Below are 20,733 nucleotides of genomic sequence, written 5' to 3' on the forward strand. Positions count from 1 at the left end.
ACCCGCCTGGTTTTCATCCGAGATTAAAAACCTTCGCAATCGCGTCTCCCGATTTAGATTTGGGCAACACTCTTTCGCTAATGTCGTCGATAACCGTAACGATGCTTCGCCGAGCGCAAAGCCATCGCGTGGTATGAAGGCAAAGCTTGGCCGCGCCAATGGTGGCGCATCCGCTTCTGCCCTGGCTTACGATAGTTGGGAAGAATTCTAATGGCCACGATCAATTCGACTAACTTCAGCGGCGATACGCTCGAAATTATTGCCTTCCGCCTGCATGACCAGGAATTCTGCGTCAAGACCACGACCATCCGCGAAATCCGCGGCTGGGCGCCGTCGACGCCGATCCCGCATGCGCCGGCCGATGTCATCGGTGTCATGAACCTGCGCGGCTCGGTGATCCCGATCATCGATCTTGCCTTCAAACTCGGCATGAAAAGCACGGTCGCCAATGAGCGCAGCGCCATCGTCGTCGCCGAAGTTCACAGCATGGTCATCGGCATGCTTGTCGACCGCGTCTCGGATATCCTCACCATCTCCTCCAGCCAGGTCCAGCCGGTGCCCGAAGTGACCGCCTCCTTCGACCGCGCTTATTGCGAAGGGATCATTGCCTCGGAAAACGGAATGATCTGCTTCCTGAACCTCGCCAAGATGTTCAAGGAAAACGAGACGGATGAACTGGCGGCCTGATCGGCCAATATAATTCTCAATAAAAACCGCCCACACGGGCGGTTTTTTGTTGCGCATCGCAAGCAAGCCTCGGCCGCCACCATCCGCCTTGGCGCGTTTGATTAGAAACAGCTTCTATACCGGAAATTAACCACGTTCCGTCATCATGGGATACTCAAGGATGACACGTATTCCGCCAATCTGGGAATGACAACCTGTACTGTCTGTCTTCTCGTCACCGGCATTCCTTGTCCGATCGGCTTCGCCTTACCAGACGAAGCAGCAGAAAACTGTGCATTCAGAGGGACGGGAATGTTTGGTCTATCTTCCGATTCGAAATATATTCTCAATGCCATTTCCAAATCGCAGGCGATCATCGAATTCGACCTCAAGGGAAATATCCTCACGGCGAACGAGAATTTCTGCAATGCACTTGGTTATCGCCTGAGCGAGATCGTCGGCAAGCATCACAGCATGTTCTGCGAGCCGGCCTATACGGCAACGCCTGAATATCGCGCCTTCTGGGCACGGCTCGGGCGCGGCGAATATGATGCCGGTGCTTACAAGCGTCTCGCCAAGGGCAACAGAGAGATATGGATCCAGGCTTCCTACAATCCTGTTCTCAAGGGCGGCAAGCCATTCAAGGTGGTGAAATTCGCGGCCGACATCACTGCCGCCAAGAAGCAGGCGGTCGAGGATTCCGGCAAGCTGGAGGCGATCTCGCGTTCGCAGGCGGCGATCGAATTCACCCCGAAAGGCGAGATCCTGACCGCGAATGAGAATTTCTGCAAAGCCATGGGATACTCCCTGGCCGAGATCTCCGGCAAGCATCACAGCATATTCTGTGATCCGGCCTATGTCAGCACCGAGGATTACGGCAACTTCTGGCGCCGTCTGGCCAATGGCGAATTCATTGCCAACGAATTCGTCCGTTTCGGCAAGGACGGCCGCGAAATCTGGATCCAAGCTGCCTATAACCCGATCGTCGATGCCGACGGCAAGGTCTACAAGGTCGTGAAGTTCGCAACCGACGTCACCCAGCGCATGAGCGCGATTTCTCTGCTTGGCGGCGCGCTGCGCCAGCTGTCCGAAGGTGATCTGACACGGACGGTGGACACGCCCTTCGTCCCGTCGATGGAACAATTGCGGCACGATTTCAACACTGCAATCAAAGGTCTTGCCGAGACGATGAAGACGATCGGCGAGAATGCCAGTGCGATCGCCTCCGGCTCACGCGAGATTGGCGCATCGGCGGACTCCTTCTCCAAGCGGACGGAACAGCAAGCCGCATCCATCGAAGAAACCGCAGCCGCGCTTGAAGAGATCACCACGACGGTCAACGATTCCAGCCGCCGCGCCGATGAGGCCGGTCGCCTTGTCGCCATGACCAAGCAGGGCGCCGAGCAGTCCGGTATCGTGGTCCGCAATGCCGTCGCCGCCATGGGCCAGATCGAACAGTCCTCCCGCGAGATCACCAACATCATCGGCGTCATCGACGATATCGCCTTCCAGACCAATCTCCTGGCATTGAATGCCGGCGTCGAGGCGGCCCGCGCCGGCGAAGCCGGCAAGGGCTTCGCCGTAGTGGCCCAGGAGGTCAGGGAGCTCGCCCAGCGCTCCGCTAACGCTGCCAAGGAGATCAAGACGCTGATCAACACGTCAGGCGAGCATGTCAGGAACGGCGTCGGCCTCGTCGGCCAAACCGGTAAAGCGCTCGAGGAGATCGTCACCCAGGTCGGCGATATCGACGGCAACGTCGTCGCCATCGTCGAAGCCTCCAGGGAGCAGGCAACCGGCCTCAAGGAAATCAACCAGGCGGTCAATACGCTGGATCAGGCAACTCAGCAGAATGCCGCCATGGTCGAGGAGAGCACCGCTGCCAGCCACAGCCTTGCGAGGGAAGCCGAAACGCTGCGTGTCCTGCTGACGAGGTTCCGTTTGCCAGGCCAGACCCAGACCACAGGCAGGCATGAGGCAAGACAGGCGGGCTCACCGGCGCTGCATCTCGTTTCACGTGTCGCAAAGGCGCAGGGCGCCGCCGCGGCAACCGCCCAGAGCTGGGAAGAGTTCTGATCCCAGTCTCCGTCAGGCAGGTTGCTCCTGCCTTCCCTCCCGCACGGACCGATCCTGTTTTTTTTGACTAAAGCATTGAAATAAAGACCTAAAGCGCGAGGAACGCGCTTTAGTGTGTCACCGGCTCCGGCTTTCGGATCAAAGGAGCGGCCTGAAGCACGAGTGCATCCAGGCCGTTCTCCTCATTCTCCAGAATTTCGAACAATTGCCGCCGCATGCGCGGGTCCCAGAATTTGTTGATATGGGTGGCGACCCCCTGCGCGGCCTCGCTTTCCGGCTGGCTCTTGAAGAAGGTGGCGATCTGGTTTGCCATATAGACGAGCTTGGTCTTGGTATCATGCGACATCGGCAATGCTTCCGGGCGAGATGCGATGAGGGTGAGTGAAGATCTCGAAATCCTCGCCGCGCACCAGCGCGACGAGGGTCATGCCGGCCTCTTCCGCCGTGCGGATGGCGAGAGCCGTCGGCGCCGAAATGGCGATAAGCACCGGGCTGCCGAGGATCGCCGCCTTCTGCACCATCTCAAGGGAAAGCCGGCTGGTGACGACGACGGCGCCGTCGCCACCTCTTTCACCGGCGCGGATGACGGCGCCGCAGAGCTTGTCCAGCGCATTGTGCCGGCCGACATCTTCGCGCACGGCAATCAGCCCTCTGCCGGGAAGATAGAACCCGGCGCCGTGCACCGCCCGTGTTTCGCGATGCAGCGGCTGGGCCTCGTTCAGAAGCGAAACGGCGCGGACGATATCCGCATGCGACAGCACCAGCGGCGATGTCGAAACATCAGGCACCGGCCGTACCGCCTGTTCGATCGATTCGATGCCGCAGAGCCCGCAGCCGACCGGCCCCGCCATGCTGCGGCGCCGTGCCCGCAGCCGATCAGCGACGTCATCGACCAGGCTCACCTGCACATCGATCCCCTGCTCACCCTCGATAACCTCGACGCCCGATATCTCCGCCGGCCCGGCGATGATCCCTTCGGTCAGACTGAATCCGACGGCGAAATCCTCGAGATCCGCAGGCGTTGCCATCATCACCGCATGCGAACTACCGCCATAGGAAAAAGCGATCGGCACTTCTTCCGGCACGATGCGAGAGCTCGTGTGCACAATACCGTTGCGGCGGGCGGTTTCGGGCGCATGGGCAGTGACGGTGAAGGTCATGATGCGCGTTCCTGCTTACAGAGCCGCCCCTGCATTCTCACTCCGCTGCCTCGAGCTTGCCAGCGATGCGGCGTGATTGCCGCGCCTGCTCGTCATATTCCAGCTGCCATTCACTCGGCCCGTTGGAGGGCGAGACCTGCACCGCCGTCACCTTGTATTCCGGGCAGTTCGTCGCCCAGTCGGAGAAATCGGTGGTGATGACGTTCGCCTGCGTATTGGGATGATGAAAGGTCGTATAAACGACACCCGGCGCGACGCGATCGGTGATCAGCGCCCTGAGCGTCGTGTCGCCGGAGCGGCTGCCGAGTTTCACCCAGTCGCCGTCGCGAACGCCGCGCTGCTCGGCATCGTGTGGATGGATTTCCAGCCGGTCTTCCGCGTGCCAGATGACATTCTCGGTCCGCCGCGTCTGCGCCCCGACATTGTACTGGCTGAGGATGCGGCCGGTTGTCAGCAGCAGCGGGAAGCGCGGACCGGTACGCTCGTCGGTCGCTACATATTCGGTGCGGATGAACTTGCCCTTGCCGCGCACGAAGCCATTGACATGCATGATCGGTGAGCCGAGCGGGTTCTTCTCGTTGCAGGGCCACTGCACCGAGCCCATTTTATCGAGATAGTCGTAGGAGACCATCGCGAAACTCGGCGTCGTCGCAGCGATCTCGTCCATGATCTCCGACGGATGGGTATAATGCCAGTCGAGCCCCATCGCCTGGGCAAGCTTCTGCGTCACTTCCCAGTCGCCATAGCCGTTGCGCGGCGACATCACCTTGCGCACGCGGTTGATGCGGCGCTCCGCATTGGTGAAGGTGCCGTCCTTCTCGAGGAAGGTCGAGCCCGGCAGGAAGACATGGGCGTAGTTGGCGGTCTCGTTGAGGAACAGATCCTGCACGACGACGCATTCCATCGCCGCAAGCCCCGCCGCGACATGTTTGGTATCGGGATCGGACTGCAGGATGTCTTCACCCTGGATGTAAATGCCTTTGAAGGAGCCGTCGACTGCCGCGTCCAACATGTTCGGAATACGCAGGCCCGGCTCGTTGTTGAGCTTCACGCCCCAGAGCTTTTCGAAGATGTCACGCGTCGCATCGTCGGAAATGTGCCGGTAGCCAGGCAGTTCGTGCGGGAAGGAACCCATGTCGCAGGAGCCCTGCACATTGTTCTGGCCGCGCAGTGGGTTCACGCCGACGCCGGGACGGCCGATATTGCCGGTCGCCATCGCCAGGTTGGCGATCGCGATGACCGTGGTCGAGCCCTGGCTGTGTTCGGTGACGCCGAGGCCGTAATAGATCGCACCATTGCCGCCCTTGGCATAGAGCCTTGCCGCGCCGCGCAGATCCGCCGCCGGCACGCCGGTGAAGATCTCGGTCTGCTCGGGACTGTGCTGCGGTTCGGCGACAAAGGCCGCCCAATCCTCGAACTCCGACCAGTCGCAGCGCTCGCGGATGAACACCTCGTCAAAGAGGCCGTCGGTGACGATCACATGCGCCAGCGCCGTCATGACCGCGACATTGGTGCCGGGCTTCAGCGGCAGGTGATACGACGCCTCGATATGCGGCGAGCGGACGATATCGGTGCGGCGCGGATCGATGACGATGAGCTTGGCGCCTTGGCGCAGCCGCTTCTTCAGCCGCGAGCCGAACACCGGATGCCCGTCGGTCGGGTTGGCACCGATGACGACGACGACATCCGAATGCTCGACGCTGTCGAAATCCTGCGTGCCCGCCGACGTGCCGAACGTCTGGCCGAGGCCGTAGCCGGTCGGCGAATGGCAGACGCGGGCGCAGGTATCGACATTGTTGTTGCCGAAGCCGGCGCGGATCAGCTTCTGCACCAGATAAGTTTCCTCATTGGTGCAGCGCGACGAGGTGATGCCGCCAATCGCCTCGCGGCCGTATTGATACTGGATGCGGCGGAACTCCATCGCCACATGCGCGAAGGCTTCGTCCCAGCTGACTTCCCGCCAGGGATCGCTGACCTTTTCGCGGATCATCGGATTGAGGAAGCGGTCCTTGTGGGTGGAATAGCCATAGGCGAAGCGGCCCTTGACGCAGGAATGGCCGCGATTGGCCTGACCGTCCTTCCACGGCACCATGCGCACCAGTTCCTCGCCGCGCATCTCCGCCTTGAAAGAACAGCCGACGCCGCAATAGGCGCAGGTGGTCACGGCCGAATGCTCCGGCTGGCCGATCTGGATCACCGATTTCTCCGTCAGCGTCGCCGTCGGGCAGGCCTGGACGCAGGCGCCGCAGGACACGCATTCGGAATCGATGAAATGCTCGTGCATGCCGGGCGAAACGCGTGAGCCGAAGCCACGGCCCTCGATCGTCAGCGCGAAGGTGCCCTGTACTTCCTCGCAGGCGCGCACGCAGCGCGAACAGACGATGCACTTGGAGGGATCATAGGTGAAGTAGGGATTGGATTCGTCCTTCGGCATCCATTTCAGATTGATGTCGCCATTGCTGCGCGCCTTGACGTGGTTGTCGCCCTCATAGCCGTAGCGCACATCGCGCAGGCCGACGGCGCCCGCCATGTCCTGCAATTCGCAATCGCCGTTGGCCGCGCAGGTGAGACAGTCGAGCGGATGGTCGGAAATATAGAGTTCCATCACGCCGCGGCGGATATCCTTCAGCCGCCCCGTCTGCGTGTGCACAACCATGTTTGCCGCCACCGGCGTCGTGCAGGAGGAGGGTGTGCCGTTGCGGCCCTCGATCTCGACGAGGCAGAGCCGGCAGGAGCCGAAAGCGTCGACCATATCGGTGGCACAGAGCTTCGGCACCTTGATGCCGGCCTCCATCGAGGCGCGCATGATGGAGGTGCCCTCCGGCACGCTGATCTGCTGTCCGTCGATGGTGAGCGTCACCATGGCCTCGGACTTCGAAGCCGGGGTGCCGTAGTCGATTTCATGGATGAGAGACATGATTGGTCTCCTTGCTTGAGATGGTGACGTCAGCGCAGGCGTTCCATGAAAAACTCGTCATTCCGCCGCCTCCACCAGAGGTGCCGGCGAAAAATCCTCCGGGAAATGCGTCATGGCGCTCATGACAGGATAGGGCGTGAAACCACCCAGCGCACAGAGCGAGCCGAACTTCATCGTGTTGCAGAGATCGGCAAGCAGCTCCCGGTTCTTCTCCGGTTCGATACCGCGGGCGATCTTATCGGCCGTCTCCACGCCGCGCGTTGAGCCGATGCGGCAGGGCGTGCACTTGCCGCAGCTTTCGACGGCGCAGAATTCCATCGCGAAACGCGCCTGCTTCAGCATATCGGCCGTGTCGTCGAAGACGACGATGCCGGCATGGCCGATAAGCCCGTCCTTGGCGGCGAAGGATTCGTAATCGAAGGGCGTATCGAACAGCGCTCGCGGAAAATAGGCGCCGAGCGGTCCACCGACCTGCACGGCTTTGACCGGCCGTCCCGTCACTGTACCGCCACCGATCTTGTCGACGATATCTCCGAGCGAAAGACCAAAGGCCGTCTCAAAGAGGCCGCCATATCTGACATTGCCGGCAATCTGCAGCGGGATGGTGCCGCGTGAGCGGCCCATTCCGAAATCGCGGTAGAAGGCCGCACCCTTTTCCATGATAACGGGCACCGAAGCCAGCGAGATCACGTTGTTGATGACGGTCGGACAGTTAAACAGCCCCTTATGCGCCGGCAGCGGCGGCTTGGCGCGCACGATGCCGCGCTTGCCCTCGAGGCTGTTCAGCAGCGCCGTCTCCTCACCGCAGACATAGGCGCCGGCGCCGGTGCGCACCTCGATATCGAAGGCGCGGCCGGATCCGAGCACCGATGGTCCGAGGATACCGGCCTGGCGCGCGAGGCCGACGGCCTCGGTCGTGACAGCGATCGCATGCGGATATTCCGAACGCGTATAGACGAAACCCTTGGTCGCCCCGGTCGCCAGCCCTGATATCGCCATGCCCTCGATCAACACGAAGGGATCGCCCTCCATGATCATCCGGTCGGCAAAAGTGCCGCTGTCGCCCTCATCGGCATTGCAGACGATATATTTGCGTTCGCCGGCGGCGTCGAGAACGGTCTTCCACTTGATGCCTGTGGGAAAGCCGGCGCCGCCGCGTCCGCGCAGGCCGGAATCGGTGACTTCCTTGACGATTTCGGCTGATGTCATCGAAACGGCGCGGCGAAGGCCGGCAAGACCGCCATGCGCCTCGTAATCCGCCAGCGAAAGCGGGTCGGTGACGCCGCAACGGGCGAAGGTCAGGCGAGTTTGCTCCTTGAGGAACGGGAGGTCTTCAACCTCCCCGAGACAGAGTCGATGCTCGCCTCCATCAATCATCCCGGCATCGAACAGATCAGCCACATCCTTGGACTTCACCGGTCCATAACCGATGCGCTTTCCGGCTACCTCGATCTCGACCAGTGGCTCCAGCCAGAACATTCCGCGCGAGCCGTTGCGCACGATCTCGGCATCGAAGCCGCGGGCGGCGATCTCCTGGGCAATCGCCTTTGCCACCTTTTCGGCCCCGAGCGCCAGCGCTGCGGCATCGCGCGGAACATATATCCTCACCGTCATCGACGTACCTCCGCGACGAGTTCCGCCGCCGTCTGATCGTCGACCCGGCCATAAACCTCGCCGTCAAGCATCACCGCCGGCGCGCAGGCGCAGAGCCCGAGACAGTAGACCGGCTCCAGCGTCACGCCGCCATCGAGCGTCGTCTGATGAAAATCAATGCCGAGCAGCGCCTTGACGCGTTCGGCCAGCGCATCGCCACCCATCGACTGACAGGCTTCGGCGCGACAGAGCTTCAGCACGTGCCGGCCGGCGGGATGGTCGCGATAATCGTGATAGAAGGTCACCACGCCATGCACCTCGGCACGCGAGAGGTTCAATTCCTCCGCGATGACGGGCATCGCTTCCTGCGGCACATAGCCGAATTCCTGCTGAACCTCGTGCAGAATGGGAAGCAGCGGCCCTTCGAGAAATCGAAGATCGGCGACGATGGCTCGGGTGCGCGCTGCAATATCGCCTTCGGCGATATGAATGGTCATAAGGCAGCCCTCCCGGCGGCTTGCTCGTTGCGGAATAGCGGGCCTCCCCCGGCCGAGTGCTATTCCGGAACTACCATTTCAGGGAAGCAGCCGGCGATCAATAAAGCTATCTCGTTGCTTGATAGGTTTTTTCTATCAGAGTTCTTCGTCTTGCACGAGCACCCTCGCCTCGTGCAGCAAGGCCGATACAAGCGGCGTAAAGGGCTCGCGATAAGGCGCAACAAGGCCGACCAGATGATGCGCCTCCGGCTCGACGATCGGGATCATGCGAATTTCCACTGGGAATCCAAAGGATTTGGCGACGTTGCGCGGCATGATGCTCGCCCAGCGTCCAGTCCTGACATGCGAGAACAGCACGATCATCGAGTTGGATTCGAGCGTCGGATGCGCTGTGGCGCCCGCTTCCGTCAAGTGGCGGTTGATGATCCGACGGTTCTGCATGTCGGCAGTCAATAGACAAAGCCGAAGATCGCCGATCTCCCGCCAGGTCACGTTGTCGCGATCGGATAGCGGACTGCCTGCAGCCGTGATCAGATTATAGCGCTCGGCATAGAGGGGAACGGTCGTGACGCGGCCGAGCGGCTCGTTTTCGAGATAGGTGATGCCGGCATCGATTTCGAGGTTTTCGAGCATGCTCAGCACCTGCAGCGAATTCCGCGAGACGATCGAAAAGGTCACGCCGGGATGCCGCTCCTGAAAAGGCGTAGTAATGCGCGAAAGCATGGCGAGCGCGGTCGGAATAGCGGCGAGGCGGATGTGGCCGGAAAGGCCGCGGCGCGCGGCGCGCATCTCTTCGCGCATGGTGCGGGCATCGCCGACGATGCGTCGCGCCCATTCGAGCACGCGCTGCCCTTCCGGCGTCAGCCCCTGGAACCGCGAACCGCGCTGCACCAGCATGACGCCAAGCTGATCCTCGAGCTGCCGGATGGCAGCCGAAAGCGTCGGCTGCGAGATCCCGCACTCCTCCGCGGCGCGGCCAAAATGCTTTTCATTGGCAAGGGCGATGAAGAATTCCAGCTTGTCGATCATCCGGTCTCCCGATCCGGCATGACATCATCCGGGTCAGTTCATCTTTGACGCAGCAGCCGTGCTCCGCAAGGGCGATCGCTAACTGTTTTCTGCAGCCGGAAAAAGATCGAACAGCGATTCGAGGAAAGCAAGCACGCTGACATTGCCGATGCTGTAATAGACCAGCCTGCCCTGACGGCGCGTATGGACCAGGCCTTCGAGCCTTAAACGCGCCAGCTGCTGCGAGACCATTGCCTGCTGTATGCCGAGGATGTTCTCGATTTCACTCACCGTCCGCTCCTCGTTCGCCAGTATGCAGAGGATCAGAAGTCGGGTCTGGTGCGCTAGCGCTTTCAGCAGATCGCTCGCTTCGTGGGCTTTTCCAGCGAGTTTGTGCAATTCCTGGCCGGTCATCCCCGGCTCGGGTTTGGGCAACGGCATTCGGTATTATCTCGGAAGGGAGGCGATGAGGTAGATCAGCACAATAGCATATTCGCACAAGCGAATTGGTCAAAAGTGATGAAATGCCAAAAAAGGTCCAAACAAATCAGCAGATAAGCTGACCGCCGTTGATCTCGATCACCTGTCCGGTGATGTAGCCCGAGAGCGAGGGAGCCGCCAGGAACAGATAGGCGGGAGCGCAGTCCTCCGCCGTGCCGAGCCGCTGCAGGGGGATGGATTTTCTCGTCTGTTCCAGCTTTTCGCGGGAGGAATAGCGCTCATGGAATTCCGTCTCGATCGTTCCCGGTGACACGCAATTGACGCGGATTCCGTCCGGTGCAAGCTCACGGGCAAGCGCCTTGGAATAGGTCGCAACGAAGGCTTTCGAAGCCGAATAGATCGAGGAGCCGGGGCTGCCGCCGGTCAGCGCCGAAATCGAAACCGTGTTGACGATGGCAGCGCCTTCAGCCGCCTTCAATGCCGGCAGCAGCGCGCGTGTCAGCGCCACCACCGATGTCTGGTTGAGCCGCACGACCGCCTCATATTCTGCGTCGGTGAGCGTGGCAGCGGGAAAACGGCCAAGCATGGTACCGGCATTGTTGACGAGCACATCGACCCTGTCGAAGAAGGCGAGAGCATCTTCAGCAAATTGCGCTGCCCCACCAACTGCGGAGAAATCGGCATGCAGCAGCAGCGCCCGTCTTTCAGATTCAGCCGTCAGCAGGAAATCCGGGAGGTCGCGTCCCGGCTTGCGCCCGGTATGGACGATTACTTTCGCGCCGCAGTCCAGGAACTGCCGGGCCACTTCAAGGCCGATGCCGCGACCGGCGCCGGTCACGACCACATTGCGATTTTCGAACAGTCTGGGATGAAACACGAAGCCGTCCTCCTCGCGGACAGTGCCGCCGGTTGCGTCACTCGCCCTTAACATATGAGCACGCCGACCGAAAGAAAGGCGCGCATCGATCTTTCCCGGGAGAGACTTGGTCTCACCCCGGAAACTGCTCTTCCCAAGAAGTTCCAGCCTTTTAGTTTTCGGTCTCCAGAAGCCGCGCGCCTGGCCCCTCCTTGCCGAGCCGGTCGCAGGGATTGCGCAACGGACAGCTTTCGATCGACAGGCAGCCGCAGCCGATGCAACCTGTCAGACGGTCGCGCAGCAGGCTAAGCCGCCTGATTCGCGCGTCGAGATCATCCTTCCAGCGCGCCGACAGCGTCTGCCAGTCGGCGACGGTCGGCGTGCGTCCCTGCGGCAGGGACTCGAACGCCGCCTGGATTTCCGAAAGCGGAATGCCGACACGCTGCGCCACCTTGATGATGCCGAGCCGGCGAAGCACATCGCGGCCATAGCGCCGCTGGTTGCCGCGGGAGCGGATGCTCGAGATCAGCCCCTTGGTCTCGTAAAAATGCAGCGCCGAGACGGCCAGGCCGCTGCGCTCTGCCACTTCACCGACCGTCAGGAGCTTGCCGAGCGGCGCCGCGGGAATTGTATCCATCACCTCTTGACCTCAATATTAGTTGAGGTTTTATAACTTTGGCTCCTGCAATCGTAAAGTCCAATCGCAACAAGGAGCGACGCGTGAAAACACCCACCAGGCTGGCTGTCATCTATGGGAGCACGAGAGAGGGCCGCATCTGCGACCGGGTGGTCAAATGGCTGACGCAGGAGCTCGTCCGCTTCCCGCAATTTGATATCGACATCATCGACCCGCTGGATTTCGCGCTGCCGGCCAACCGTGACATGACGCACCCCGAAATCGACAGGCTCGCCGGACGGCTTGGCATGGCCGACGCCTTCATCATCGTCACGCCGGAATACAATCACAGCTTCACCGCCTCGTTGAAGTCGATCATCGATTTCTTCTTCGAGCCCTGGCAGGGCAAGCCGGTCGCCTTCGTTTCCTATGGCGGCATATCTGGCGGCCTGCGCGCCGTCGAACAGCTGCGGCTCGTCTTTGCCGAACTCCACGCCGTGACGATCCGCGATTCGGTCAGCTTTGCCGCACCTTGGAACCGCTTCGACACAGACGGGCGGCTCGACAATCCCGCCGAGGCAATGCGTTTGCTCGATCGGATGATGACGAGGCTGGAATGGTGGACGCAGGCGCTCGTCGCTGCCCGCAGCGATCGTCCCTATACCGACATAGAGCGCCGCGCGTCTTTTCAGACGCGCTAAGGACGCTCTATCACTTTGAATCTGCGCATAATCCTTTCCGAAAATCGATTCCGATTTTCGGGGTTACGCGCTAGCCGCCTGAGGCAGAAAGCTCCGGTTCCGTTCCCGGCAGGTACGGAACCATTGGGAACACCCGGACAGGACCTCCGTCCGGGTGTTTCCCGTCACATCAGGCTCATCCCGACCGCGCGGACGGGTTCGCAATTTTGCTGTTGCGGGGAGGAAACCCCGGTGATAGTTTCCGCGCAAATAACAGGGGAGCTCCGTATCGCCGGGGCTGAGATGTGAGGTGCAAGCCTCTGGACCCTTCAAAGCTGATCTGGGTAATGCCAGCGGAGCGAGGTTCAGATGTTCTCAGGCGCACAGGTGTCACTCTATCCGATGTCCGGCAATTTCGACGGCATCATTCTTGATGCCGTCAAGGCGCTCGACGCCTATCGCGACCGGCTGCGCATCGAGACCGATGACATCTCCACGCTGCTGGTCGGCCCGCCTGACATTCTCTTCGCCGCCATGCACGATCTATTCGTTGCCGCTGCGAAGACCGGCGAGCATTGCGTCCTGTCCGCCGCCGTTTCACGTGGCTGCCCCGGCGAGCCCGACGACGTCATCTGCGGCGTCAATCCTTCCCTCGGTCAGGCGGAGCCGCTTGCCGAGCGTATAACAGCCGCACTTGCCGCCGTTGAAACCACCACCGAGACCGGCCAGCCGACCGCTGCGCAATTCTCGCTCTACGTCATGGGAACCGGTACCCATATGGACGAGATTTATGGCTGCATCGACTTCCTGAAGCGCTCCGGCACCTTCGACCGTGCCAAGAATTTCTGCACCAGGCTTTCTGGCGATGCCGGTGCCGTCTTCGCAACCATTCGTGAGGCCTTCTATCGCTTCGGCGACCCCGAGGGACATGTTACCCTCGACATCACGGCGTCTGCCAATAGCCCGACGAAAGCCTGAAATCGAACGCTGATGACACTGCCACAACCATCGGCTTCGCGCCTTGCCGCGCTCCGCGCCGCTCTCTACCGGGGCATACCCGCCTTGCTGGCCGGCTGCGTCTTTTTGGCGGCATGGGAACTCTATGTCGATCTTTCCGGTATCAAACCTTCCATCCTGCCGGCGCCTTCGCGCATCGTCATCCAGGGCTGGCTGAACCGCGAGGCGCTGATATCAAACACCTGGCCGACGCTCGGCGCGACACTCGGAGGTTTCGCGCTGTCGCTGGCCTTCGCCTTCGCCGCCTCGATCCTCATGGATTTCGTGCCCTTTATGCGCCGGGCATTGCTGCCGATCTTCATCGCCAGCCAGACCCTGCCGCTGGTGGCGATCGCGCCCCTCGTCGTCCTCTGGTTCGGCTTCGGCCTGTTGCCGAAGATCCTGCTGGTGGCGCTCGTCACCTTCTTCCCGCTGCTCGTCGCCTTGCTGCAGGGCTATGAATCGACCGACCGCGACATCGCCGAATTGCTGAATTCGATGAAGGCGAGCCGCTGGCGCATTTTCCGCCTGGCACGGCTTCCCTCCTCGTTGCCCTATTTCTTCGCCGGCCTCAGAATCTCGATCACCTACGCCGTCGTCGGCGCGATCTTTGCCGAATATGCCGGCGCCGCCCGCGGCCTCGGCATCTATATCCTCAACGCCAAGAACAATTTCCGTCCCGATCTCGTGCTCGCCGCCGTCGTCATCAGCGCCGTTCTGACACTCTGCCTCTTCGGAGCGACGCTATTGATCCAGCGCCTCGTCATGCCCTGGCAGCCAACCGCGGAGCGGCGCCGATGAGCGATGCAATGGTTGAACTGCACAGTATCTCGAAGTCCTTCGACGGCATGAAGGTGCTGGGCGATATTTCGCTCGCCGTCGCAGACGGCGAGTTCGTTTCGATCGTCGGCCCCTCCGGCTCCGGAAAATCGACGGTGCTGCGACTGCTGACCCAGGCACTGCGCCCCGATGCCGGCACCATGCTTTTTAAGGGCGTGCCGCTGGAACAGGCGCCGCATTCCTTCGCCTTCATGCCGCAACGCGATGCGCTGATGCCCTGGCGCCGGATCATCGACAATGCGGCACTCGGTCTCGAGGTGAAAGGCATGAGCCGCCGCGCGGCCCGCGCCGCCGTCGCACCGCTGTTCGAGAGCTTCGGCCTTGCCGGCTTCGAACACCACTATCCCTCCGAACTGTCAGGCGGCATGCGCCAGCGCGCCGCGCTGCTGCGCACCGTCGTCCAGACCCAGGACATGCTGCTGCTCGACGAGCCTTTCGGCGCGCTGGACGCGCTGACGCGCACGCAGATCCAGGAATGGCTGCAGGGCATGTGGACCGAACACCGTTGGACGGCGCTGCTGATCACCCATGATGTTCGCGAGGCCGTGTTCCTCTCCGACCGGATCTACGTGCTTTCGGCCCGTCCGGCGCGTATCATCCGCGAATTCCGCGTTCCCCTGCCCCGCCCGAGAAGCATTGCCGATCTCGGCTCGCCGGCGGCCCAGGCGATCGAAACCGAAATCCTGCAAACCCTGCTTCATCCGCTAGAACAGGATGATTTTAGGCCGGTCGGCCTCAAATCTGAATCCTGTTCTGATTTAAAGAGTTAGAGCATGATGTCGTCCGAAAACCGCTCACACTTTTCGGCATCATGCTCTAGAGACCTGAGGAGGTCACCATGCTGCTTCTCACCCGTCGCCAGACGATCTTCGCCGCCATCGCGGCAAGCCTCGCCGGCCGTACCGCCCTCGCCCAATCGGCGCCCGCAAAGGTTCGCATCGCGCTCGACTGGACACCCAACACCAACCATATCGGCATCTATGTCGCCAAGGCGAAGGGCTTCTATGCCGATGCCGGGCTCGATGTCGAGATTCTTCCCTTCACCGACACCAGCGCCGGAACGCTGGTGTCCAACGGCGTCGCCGATTTCGGCATCAGCAGCGAGATCGAGACCCTCACGCAGCGCGCTGGCGGCGGTGACGTGAAGATGGTCTACGGCGTCGTCCAGACAGAAACCGCACGCCTGATCTTCAAGGGCGGACGCGACGACATCAAGAGCCCGAAAGACCTCGACGGCAAGACCTATGGCGGCTTTGGCGGCACCTGGGAGAGCGCGCTGATCTCCGCGATGATCCGCAATGATGGCGGCAAGGGCGACGTCAAGACCGTCACTCTCGGCACCTCCGCCTACGAGGCGCTGGACAATGGCTCGATCGATTTCACGCTGGAGATTTACACCTGGGAAGGCATCGCCGCCGAACTGGAAAACCGGAAGATCGGCCGCTTCCACTATTCCGATTATGGCATTCCCGACGAGCAGACGACGGTCATCGTCTCCAGCGACGCCTATCTCTCCGCAAGTCGGGAACACGCTCGCGCCTTCATCCAAGCGACACGAAAGGGTTATGCCTACTCCGTCGACCATCCCGACGAAGCCTGCGAGCTGCTGATCTCTGGAAGCAACGGCGCACTGATGAACACGGAACTGGTAAAGGCTTCTCAAAAGGCATTGATCGAGGGGCACTTCCTGAAATCCGAGGCCGGCGTGATCGGTAAGCTCGACCCGGCAAAGGCCGAGGGCCTCGGCGGCTTCCTGATGGAGAATGGCATTCTGGTCGATGCGAATGGCGCCGCACTCAAGGAGAAGCCGGACTTTTCCACCTATTATACCAACGAACTTCTCGACTGAGCCCACCCCCTGCCTTGCCCGTCGCGGCTTTCCGCTGCAAAATCTCAGATACGGATTCAGATCTTGGGCTGCTCCGGCCTAAGAGCTGAATCCGTATCTAAATCAAGGAAGTGGTGCATGATGTCGTCCGAGCACCGCTCAAACTTTTCGGCATCATGCTCTGGGCAAGGTGGGGAGGCAGGATGCGACAACAGGAGAGACTGGCCGGAGCGGACTTTCTGCGTGCGACGGCATGTCTGCTGGTGCTCGCCCACCACTTCGCGCTGCGGCTGGATATGCGCAGAATCCCTGACGAACTCGGACCGACCGCACATATCCTCCGCTTCGGCAATTTCGGCGTCGCCATCTTCTTCGTGCTCAGCGGCTTTCTTCTTGCCCATCCCTTCTGGCGCGCGCTCGACGCCGGTAGCGCCATGCCGAGCCTCCGCCATTACGCGATCCGCAGGGCGGCGCGCATCGCTCCGGGCTTCTGGTTCGCCGCCACCATCGGCTTCGCTCTCAGCCTGACGCTGCTTGCCCTGCCGCTGACGCCGGAGCTTGTGCTCCGCTACGTCTCCGGGCTGCTGTTCATGAGCCAGTGGCATTGGCGTACCTTGTTTCCTGTCGAAGCCGACGGGCCGCTCTGGTCGATTGCCTTCGAGGTCACCAGCTATGTGCTCCTGCCGATCTGCTTTCTCCTGCTATTTCGTTTGCCCCTCCTGAGGCGGCGCCCGTTGCTTGCCCGCTTCGCCTGGCTTTGCGTCATCGCAGCCGTACTTCTCGCCCATGTGCTGATTCTGGCCTTATTTCCGCTCGACGACATCGGACGCGGCTGGCAGTACGGCCTGCAGGGCGGCGCGAAGGAGTGGATGCCGAGATATAATCCGATCGGCTTCTTTGCCGTCTTCGCGCTCGGCGCGCTTGCCGCGAGCGTCGAGGTCATGCTCCCAACAAGGCGCGCCTCCTGGTTCGATGTTGTATCGCTCCTGGCCATCGCCGTTGCCGGCTACCGCCTCGTCATATCGCCCGGCGGCTCCGACGAGGCTTACGGCTGGCTCGAAATCCCCTACGGTTTTCCGGTCTTTCCGCTGGCGGTCGCAACGGCGCTCGTTTCGCTCAGCCATTCGCAACTCCTGGGCAGGCTGTTCGACAACGCTCCTGTCCGCTACATCGCAAAGATCTCCTTCGGCATCTATATCTGGCAGGAGATCATCCTGATATTGATCCAGAGACTCGACCCGGGCTCGTTTGGCTTTTCCTCGGAAAATGTCGTCGCCGGCTGGCTGCAATCTTGCGGGCTGGCGGGGGCGCTCATCCTTCTGGTCGCGAGCCTCAGCTACTTCCTGCTGGAAAAACCGGCGATCGATTTCGGCAACCGGCTGACATCTCGCCTACCCAATCGGGCTACTCCTTTCAAAGTATAAATTCCCCATAAGTGCAACTACAGGCATTAAGGTTAACGCGAAATACTCCCATTTTTGGCGTCTTTAGGGTTATCAAATTCATATTTATACCGATGACAAACGATACGTGACCATGTATCTGTCTCACTGCTGTTCAGTATCGCATCTAAACTTGTGGACCTTGCGTAATGAATGCTTTTACTTCGAAGACGAATTCACGCTTCGATCCGTCTCAGCGTCAGGACAAAACCAAGACCCTGGTTATAGCGAACTCCAACATTCGCCAGCCGGATAGCTTTTCCCCTGTAGAAAGAAAAATGGCGTTGCGGCTGGCCATGAAGCGGTTGATCGACATCGTCGCCTCAGTCAGCGCCCTCCTCGTGCTGGCGCCGCTTTTTCTGGCCATCGCTCTTTTCATCAAACTCGACGATGGCGGTCCGGTGTTTTTCCGCCAGATCCGCTGGGGGCTGAACGGCCGGAAGATCACGGTCTTCAAGTTCCGGTCGATGCGCGCCGAAGCTTGTGATCCGAGCGGCGTTCAACAGACCGTCAAGGGCGACAGCCGGGTGACAAGCATCGGCGCGGTGCTCCGCAAGACCAATATCGACGAGCTGCCGCAGCTTTTCAACGTCCTCAGGGGCGAGATGTCGCTGGTCGGCCCGCGCTGCCACGCCATCAACATGCGGGCAGCCGGCAAGCTCTACGAAGAACTGGTGCCGGACTACCATCAACGCCACATCATGCGCCCCGGCATCACCGGTCTTGCGCAGACACGCGGTTGGCGGGGCCCGACGGCGCGATCGCTGCAAGCCCGCGCCCGCATCGCTTGCGATATCTATTATGTCAGGAATTTCAGCCTGCTGCTCGACCTGAAGATACTGCTCAGGACGGTCGTCATCGAGCTGCGCGGCGGTACAGGCTTCTGAGATGAACTTTGCGCGTTGCAAAAGCGGCGATATCCACCGCTTGTTCATTTCAAGCCACCAGTGGCGCTGTCTTCCGCCCCCTAAGAGATGGAACGGACACAAAAAAGGCGGCTGTAACAGCCGCCTTTCATCGTCATAGTCAATTGCGATCAGTCCTGTTGAACGATACCGCTCAGATGCGTCATTTCCATGATGAAGTGCTCGAGCTTCGACTTGTGCTCGTGCAACTCGGCATGTTCGAGTTCCCTACGGGCGGCCTCGATACGGCGGGTCAGCTCGTCTTTTTGGAGTTCTTCGACCGGAACTGCAGATTCAGCAAGCAATGTACAGCCGGTCGGCAGGATATCAGCAAAACCGCCGAACACCACATAGTCCTGTTTCTTACCGGAGGCGAAACGCACGCTTACGACACCAGGCTTGATCGTCGTCATCGTCGGAGCATGGTTTGCCATAACCGTCATTTCGCCTTCAGTCGCAGGAATGACGACCTCAGTCACCATCTCCGACAGCAGCAGGCGCTCCGGTGAAACGAGCTCAAAGTTGAAATTGTCAGCCATCAGTGACTTACCTTCTCGGCTATGGCTTTTGCATCTTGCAATTTTGTCCCGCAGAACGGGCAGTGCAGTATCGCTTGATCGAGATAGCCGAGGCCTTCCTCGCTCTGGACAAGACCTACCACCATCATCAGCACGCCGTTATCGGCACGATAGACGGTGGGAGCAGCTGGTTCCGGAAGATCCGCCACGACCCCCCTCAGGGAGTCGCAGCAGAATATTTCGTCTAGCGCGTCGCTCATCAAGCAGCTACGAGCTTCTTGGCCTTCTCGACAGCTTCGTCCATAGAGCCGACCATGTAGAAGGCAGCCTCCGGCAAGTGATCATATTCGCCGTTGACGAGGCCCTTGAAGCCCTTGATCGTGTCTTCAAGAGCAACCAGTTTGCCCGGCGAGCCGGTGAAAACTTCGGCGACGAAGAACGGCTGCGACAGGAAGCGCTCGATCTTGCGGGCGCGGGCGACGGCAACCTTGTCTTCTTCGGACAGTTCATCCATGCCAAGGATCGCAATGATGTCCTGGAGGGCCTTGTAACGCTGCAGCGTCGACTGGACCTTACGGGCGACTTCGTAATGCTCTTCGCCGACGACCAACGGGTCGAGCATGCGTGACGTGGAGTCGAGCGGATCGACGGCCGGGTAGATACCCTTTTCAGCGATCGAGCGCGACAGAACCGTCGTTGCGTCCAAGTGAGCGAACGAAGTTGCCGGCGCCGGGTCAGTCAAGTCGTCGGCCGGAACGTAAATGGCCTGGACCGAGGTGATCGAGCCGGTGGTTGTCGTCGTGATGCGCTCCTGCATCTGGCCCATGTCGGTTGCGAGCGTCGGCTGATAGCCGACGGCCGACGGGATGCGGCCGAGCAGAGCCGACACTTCGGAACCTGCCTGCGTGAAGCGGAAGATGTTGTCGACGAAGAACAACACGTCCTGGCCCTGGTCACGGAAGTGTTCGGCGACCGTCAGGCCGGTCAGAGCAACGCGCGCGCGCGCACCCGGCGGCTCGTTCATCTGGCCGTAAACCAGCGCAGCCTTCGAGCCTTCGCCACCACCGTGCTTGTTGACGTTCGATTCGATCATTTCATGGTAAAGGTCGTTGCCTTCGCGGGTGCGTTCACCGACGCCCGCAAAAACCGAGTAACCACCATGCGCCTTGGCGACGTTGTTGATCAGTTCCATGATCAGAACGGTCTTGCCGACGCCGGCGCCACCGAAGAGGCCGATCTTGCCGCCGCGTGCATAGGGGGCGAGAAGGTCGACGACCTTGATGCCGGTGACGAGGATCTGCGCTTCCGTCGACTGCTCGACATAGGTCGGCGCATCCTGGTGGATGGAGCGCTTGTGGGCGGTAACCAGCGGACCTGCTTCGTCGACCGGCTCACCGATGACGTTCATGATGCGGCCGAGCGTCTCATTGCCGACGGGAACCATGATCGGAGAGCCCGTGTCGGTGACTTCCTGGCCGCGCACGAGACCGTCGGTCGAATCCATCGCGATGGTACGAACGACGTTTTCGCCAAGGTGCTGCGCAATTTCGAGAACGAGGCGATTGCCGTTGTTGCTGGTTTCCAGCGCGTTCAGGATCTTCGGCAGTTCGCCTTCGAAAGCAACGTCGACGACGGCGCCGATAACCTGTGTGACTCTGCCGACAGAGCCTGTCTTGGGGGTAGCTGCCTCAGCCATT

The 20,733-nt window shown here is 60.8% G+C and carries 21 protein-coding genes and 1 riboswitch; of the genes, 9 read left to right on the top strand and 12 right to left on the bottom strand.

The window, feature by feature from the left end; translation table 11 throughout:
- The first annotated feature begins 210 nt into the window (after positions 1-210).
- Together BS629_RS06455 and BS629_RS06460 are read left to right on the top strand one after the other, a co-directional pair.
- Complete coding sequence (locus tag BS629_RS06455; RefSeq protein ID WP_003543427.1) at positions 211-687, top strand: chemotaxis protein CheW; 477 nt, start codon at positions 211-213, stop codon at positions 685-687.
- A 291-nt stretch (positions 688-978) separates the two neighbouring features.
- Positions 979-2,739, top strand: coding sequence for a methyl-accepting chemotaxis protein (locus BS629_RS06460; protein WP_018243838.1), 1,761 nt, complete (start codon positions 979-981; stop codon positions 2,737-2,739).
- 109 nt (positions 2,740-2,848) lie between these two features.
- On the opposite strand, the gene BS629_RS06465 is transcribed toward BS629_RS06460, so the two are convergent.
- The 9 genes from BS629_RS06465 to soxR all read right to left on the bottom strand — a co-directional run bounded on the left by BS629_RS06465 (position 2,849) and on the right by soxR (position 11,848).
- A complete protein-coding gene (locus tag BS629_RS06465; protein WP_018243839.1) occupies positions 2,849-3,085 on the bottom strand; it encodes a formate dehydrogenase subunit delta in 237 nt (78 codons plus the stop codon).
- Positions 3,075-3,899 carry a formate dehydrogenase accessory sulfurtransferase FdhD gene (fdhD, locus tag BS629_RS06470; RefSeq protein ID WP_018243840.1) on the bottom strand — a complete coding sequence of 275 codons (825 nt, stop codon included), beginning with the start codon at positions 3,897-3,899 and terminating at the stop codon, positions 3,075-3,077. The genes BS629_RS06465 and fdhD overlap by 11 nt, the downstream gene beginning before the upstream one ends.
- A 37-nt stretch (positions 3,900-3,936) precedes the next feature.
- The gene (fdhF, locus tag BS629_RS06475) at positions 3,937-6,816 is read right to left on the bottom strand and encodes a formate dehydrogenase subunit alpha (protein WP_018243841.1); all 2,880 of its coding nucleotides are present in this window, start codon (positions 6,814-6,816) and stop codon (positions 3,937-3,939) included.
- Between the two features lie 57 nt (positions 6,817-6,873).
- Entirely contained in the window at positions 6,874-8,430 is a 1,557-nt protein-coding gene (locus BS629_RS06480) for a formate dehydrogenase beta subunit (RefSeq protein WP_018243842.1), read from the bottom strand.
- The gene (locus tag BS629_RS06485; RefSeq protein ID WP_018243843.1) at positions 8,427-8,906 is read right to left on the bottom strand and encodes a formate dehydrogenase subunit gamma; all 480 of its coding nucleotides are present in this window, start codon (positions 8,904-8,906) and stop codon (positions 8,427-8,429) included. Before BS629_RS06485 ends, BS629_RS06480 begins: the two co-directional genes overlap by 4 nt.
- Before the next feature lie 135 nt (positions 8,907-9,041).
- A complete protein-coding gene (locus tag BS629_RS06490; RefSeq protein ID WP_003543441.1) occupies positions 9,042-9,935 on the bottom strand; it encodes a LysR family transcriptional regulator in 894 nt (297 codons plus the stop codon).
- 78 nt (positions 9,936-10,013) lie between these two features.
- A complete protein-coding gene (locus BS629_RS06495; RefSeq protein ID WP_018069028.1) occupies positions 10,014-10,355 on the bottom strand; it encodes an ArsR/SmtB family transcription factor in 342 nt (113 codons plus the stop codon).
- Positions 10,356-10,461: 106 nt separating this feature from the next.
- Complete coding sequence (locus tag BS629_RS06500) at positions 10,462-11,232, bottom strand: SDR family NAD(P)-dependent oxidoreductase (RefSeq protein ID WP_018517248.1); 771 nt, start codon at positions 11,230-11,232, stop codon at positions 10,462-10,464.
- A 151-nt stretch (positions 11,233-11,383) separates the two neighbouring features.
- Positions 11,384-11,848 (bottom strand): redox-sensitive transcriptional activator SoxR, encoded by a 465-nt coding sequence (soxR, locus tag BS629_RS06505; RefSeq protein ID WP_017995352.1) that lies wholly within the window; start codon positions 11,846-11,848, stop codon positions 11,384-11,386.
- An 83-nt stretch (positions 11,849-11,931) separates the two neighbouring features.
- Here soxR and BS629_RS06510 point away from each other — a divergent pair, with 83 nt between their 5' ends.
- From BS629_RS06510 to BS629_RS06540, 7 genes are all read left to right on the top strand, one after another.
- Complete coding sequence (locus BS629_RS06510; RefSeq protein ID WP_018243845.1) at positions 11,932-12,528, top strand: NADPH-dependent FMN reductase; 597 nt, start codon at positions 11,932-11,934, stop codon at positions 12,526-12,528.
- A 244-nt stretch (positions 12,529-12,772) separates the two neighbouring features.
- Positions 12,773-12,886: riboswitch (TPP riboswitch) on the top strand.
- Positions 12,877-13,485 (top strand): YkoF family thiamine/hydroxymethylpyrimidine-binding protein, encoded by a 609-nt coding sequence (locus BS629_RS06515; RefSeq protein WP_018517250.1) that lies wholly within the window; start codon positions 12,877-12,879, stop codon positions 13,483-13,485. It overlaps the preceding riboswitch by 10 nt.
- A 12-nt stretch (positions 13,486-13,497) precedes the next feature.
- Complete coding sequence (locus tag BS629_RS06520; RefSeq protein WP_018243847.1) at positions 13,498-14,304, top strand: ABC transporter permease; 807 nt, start codon at positions 13,498-13,500, stop codon at positions 14,302-14,304.
- The gene (locus tag BS629_RS06525) at positions 14,301-15,113 is read left to right on the top strand and encodes an ABC transporter ATP-binding protein (protein WP_018243848.1); all 813 of its coding nucleotides are present in this window, start codon (positions 14,301-14,303) and stop codon (positions 15,111-15,113) included. The genes BS629_RS06520 and BS629_RS06525 overlap by 4 nt, the downstream gene beginning before the upstream one ends.
- 68 nt (positions 15,114-15,181) lie before the next feature.
- Positions 15,182-16,192: an ABC transporter substrate-binding protein gene (locus tag BS629_RS06530; protein WP_018243849.1), complete on the top strand. Its 1,011-nt coding sequence runs from the start codon at positions 15,182-15,184 to the stop codon at positions 16,190-16,192.
- A 182-nt stretch (positions 16,193-16,374) separates the two neighbouring features.
- A complete protein-coding gene (locus tag BS629_RS06535) occupies positions 16,375-17,595 on the top strand; it encodes an acyltransferase family protein (protein ID WP_026188543.1) in 1,221 nt (406 codons plus the stop codon).
- Positions 17,596-17,762: 167 nt separating this feature from the next.
- Positions 17,763-18,500 carry a sugar transferase gene (locus BS629_RS06540; protein ID WP_018243851.1) on the top strand — a complete coding sequence of 246 codons (738 nt, stop codon included), beginning with the start codon at positions 17,763-17,765 and terminating at the stop codon, positions 18,498-18,500.
- A 149-nt stretch (positions 18,501-18,649) separates the two neighbouring features.
- Here the strand turns inward: BS629_RS06540 and BS629_RS06545 are convergent, their stop codons facing one another.
- Genes BS629_RS06545 through atpD form a run of 3 tightly spaced genes read right to left on the bottom strand, consistent with a single transcriptional unit; the run spans position 18,650 to position 20,732 of the window.
- Positions 18,650-19,057, bottom strand: coding sequence for a F0F1 ATP synthase subunit epsilon (locus tag BS629_RS06545; protein ID WP_018243852.1), 408 nt, complete (start codon positions 19,055-19,057; stop codon positions 18,650-18,652).
- Complete coding sequence (locus tag BS629_RS06550) at positions 19,057-19,296, bottom strand: hypothetical protein (RefSeq protein ID WP_018243853.1); 240 nt, start codon at positions 19,294-19,296, stop codon at positions 19,057-19,059. The genes BS629_RS06545 and BS629_RS06550 overlap by 1 nt, the downstream gene beginning before the upstream one ends.
- Complete coding sequence (gene atpD / locus BS629_RS06555; protein ID WP_018243854.1) at positions 19,296-20,732, bottom strand: F0F1 ATP synthase subunit beta; 1,437 nt, start codon at positions 20,730-20,732, stop codon at positions 19,296-19,298. The genes BS629_RS06550 and atpD overlap by 1 nt, the downstream gene beginning before the upstream one ends.
- Between the last annotated feature and the right edge of the window lies 1 nt (position 20,733).

Origin of the sequence: Rhizobium leguminosarum bv. viciae USDA 2370 (assembly GCF_002008365.1) — a bacterium.
Classification (GTDB): domain Bacteria; phylum Pseudomonadota; class Alphaproteobacteria; order Rhizobiales; family Rhizobiaceae; genus Rhizobium; species Rhizobium leguminosarum.

Coding starts and splice junctions, on each gene's coding strand:
- BS629_RS06455 (WP_003543427.1), top strand. CDS start 211: ATGGCCACGATCAATTCGACTAACTTCAGCGGCGATACGCTCGAAATT.
- BS629_RS06460 (WP_018243838.1), top strand. CDS start 979: ATGTTTGGTCTATCTTCCGATTCGAAATATATTCTCAATGCCATTTCC.
- BS629_RS06465 (WP_018243839.1), bottom strand. CDS start 3,085: ATGTCGCATGATACCAAGACCAAGCTCGTCTATATGGCAAACCAGATC.
- fdhD (WP_018243840.1), bottom strand. CDS start 3,899: ATGACCTTCACCGTCACTGCCCATGCGCCCGAAACCGCCCGCCGCAAC.
- fdhF (WP_018243841.1), bottom strand. CDS start 6,816: ATGTCTCTCATCCATGAAATCGACTACGGCACCCCGGCTTCGAAGTCC.
- BS629_RS06480 (WP_018243842.1), bottom strand. CDS start 8,430: ATGACGGTGAGGATATATGTTCCGCGCGATGCCGCAGCGCTGGCGCTC.
- BS629_RS06485 (WP_018243843.1), bottom strand. CDS start 8,906: ATGACCATTCATATCGCCGAAGGCGATATTGCAGCGCGCACCCGAGCC.
- BS629_RS06490 (WP_003543441.1), bottom strand. CDS start 9,935: ATGATCGACAAGCTGGAATTCTTCATCGCCCTTGCCAATGAAAAGCAT.
- BS629_RS06495 (WP_018069028.1), bottom strand. CDS start 10,355: ATGCCGTTGCCCAAACCCGAGCCGGGGATGACCGGCCAGGAATTGCAC.
- soxR (WP_017995352.1), bottom strand. CDS start 11,848: ATGGATACAATTCCCGCGGCGCCGCTCGGCAAGCTCCTGACGGTCGGT.
- BS629_RS06515 (WP_018517250.1), top strand. CDS start 12,877: ATGTTCTCAGGCGCACAGGTGTCACTCTATCCGATGTCCGGCAATTTC.
- BS629_RS06520 (WP_018243847.1), top strand. CDS start 13,498: ATGACACTGCCACAACCATCGGCTTCGCGCCTTGCCGCGCTCCGCGCC.
- BS629_RS06525 (WP_018243848.1), top strand. CDS start 14,301: ATGAGCGATGCAATGGTTGAACTGCACAGTATCTCGAAGTCCTTCGAC.
- BS629_RS06530 (WP_018243849.1), top strand. CDS start 15,182: ATGCTGCTTCTCACCCGTCGCCAGACGATCTTCGCCGCCATCGCGGCA.
- BS629_RS06535 (WP_026188543.1), top strand. CDS start 16,375: ATGCGACAACAGGAGAGACTGGCCGGAGCGGACTTTCTGCGTGCGACG.
- BS629_RS06540 (WP_018243851.1), top strand. CDS start 17,763: ATGAATGCTTTTACTTCGAAGACGAATTCACGCTTCGATCCGTCTCAG.
- BS629_RS06545 (WP_018243852.1), bottom strand. CDS start 19,057: ATGGCTGACAATTTCAACTTTGAGCTCGTTTCACCGGAGCGCCTGCTG.
- BS629_RS06550 (WP_018243853.1), bottom strand. CDS start 19,296: ATGAGCGACGCGCTAGACGAAATATTCTGCTGCGACTCCCTGAGGGGG.
- atpD (WP_018243854.1), bottom strand. CDS start 20,732: ATGGCTGAGGCAGCTACCCCCAAGACAGGCTCTGTCGGCAGAGTCACA.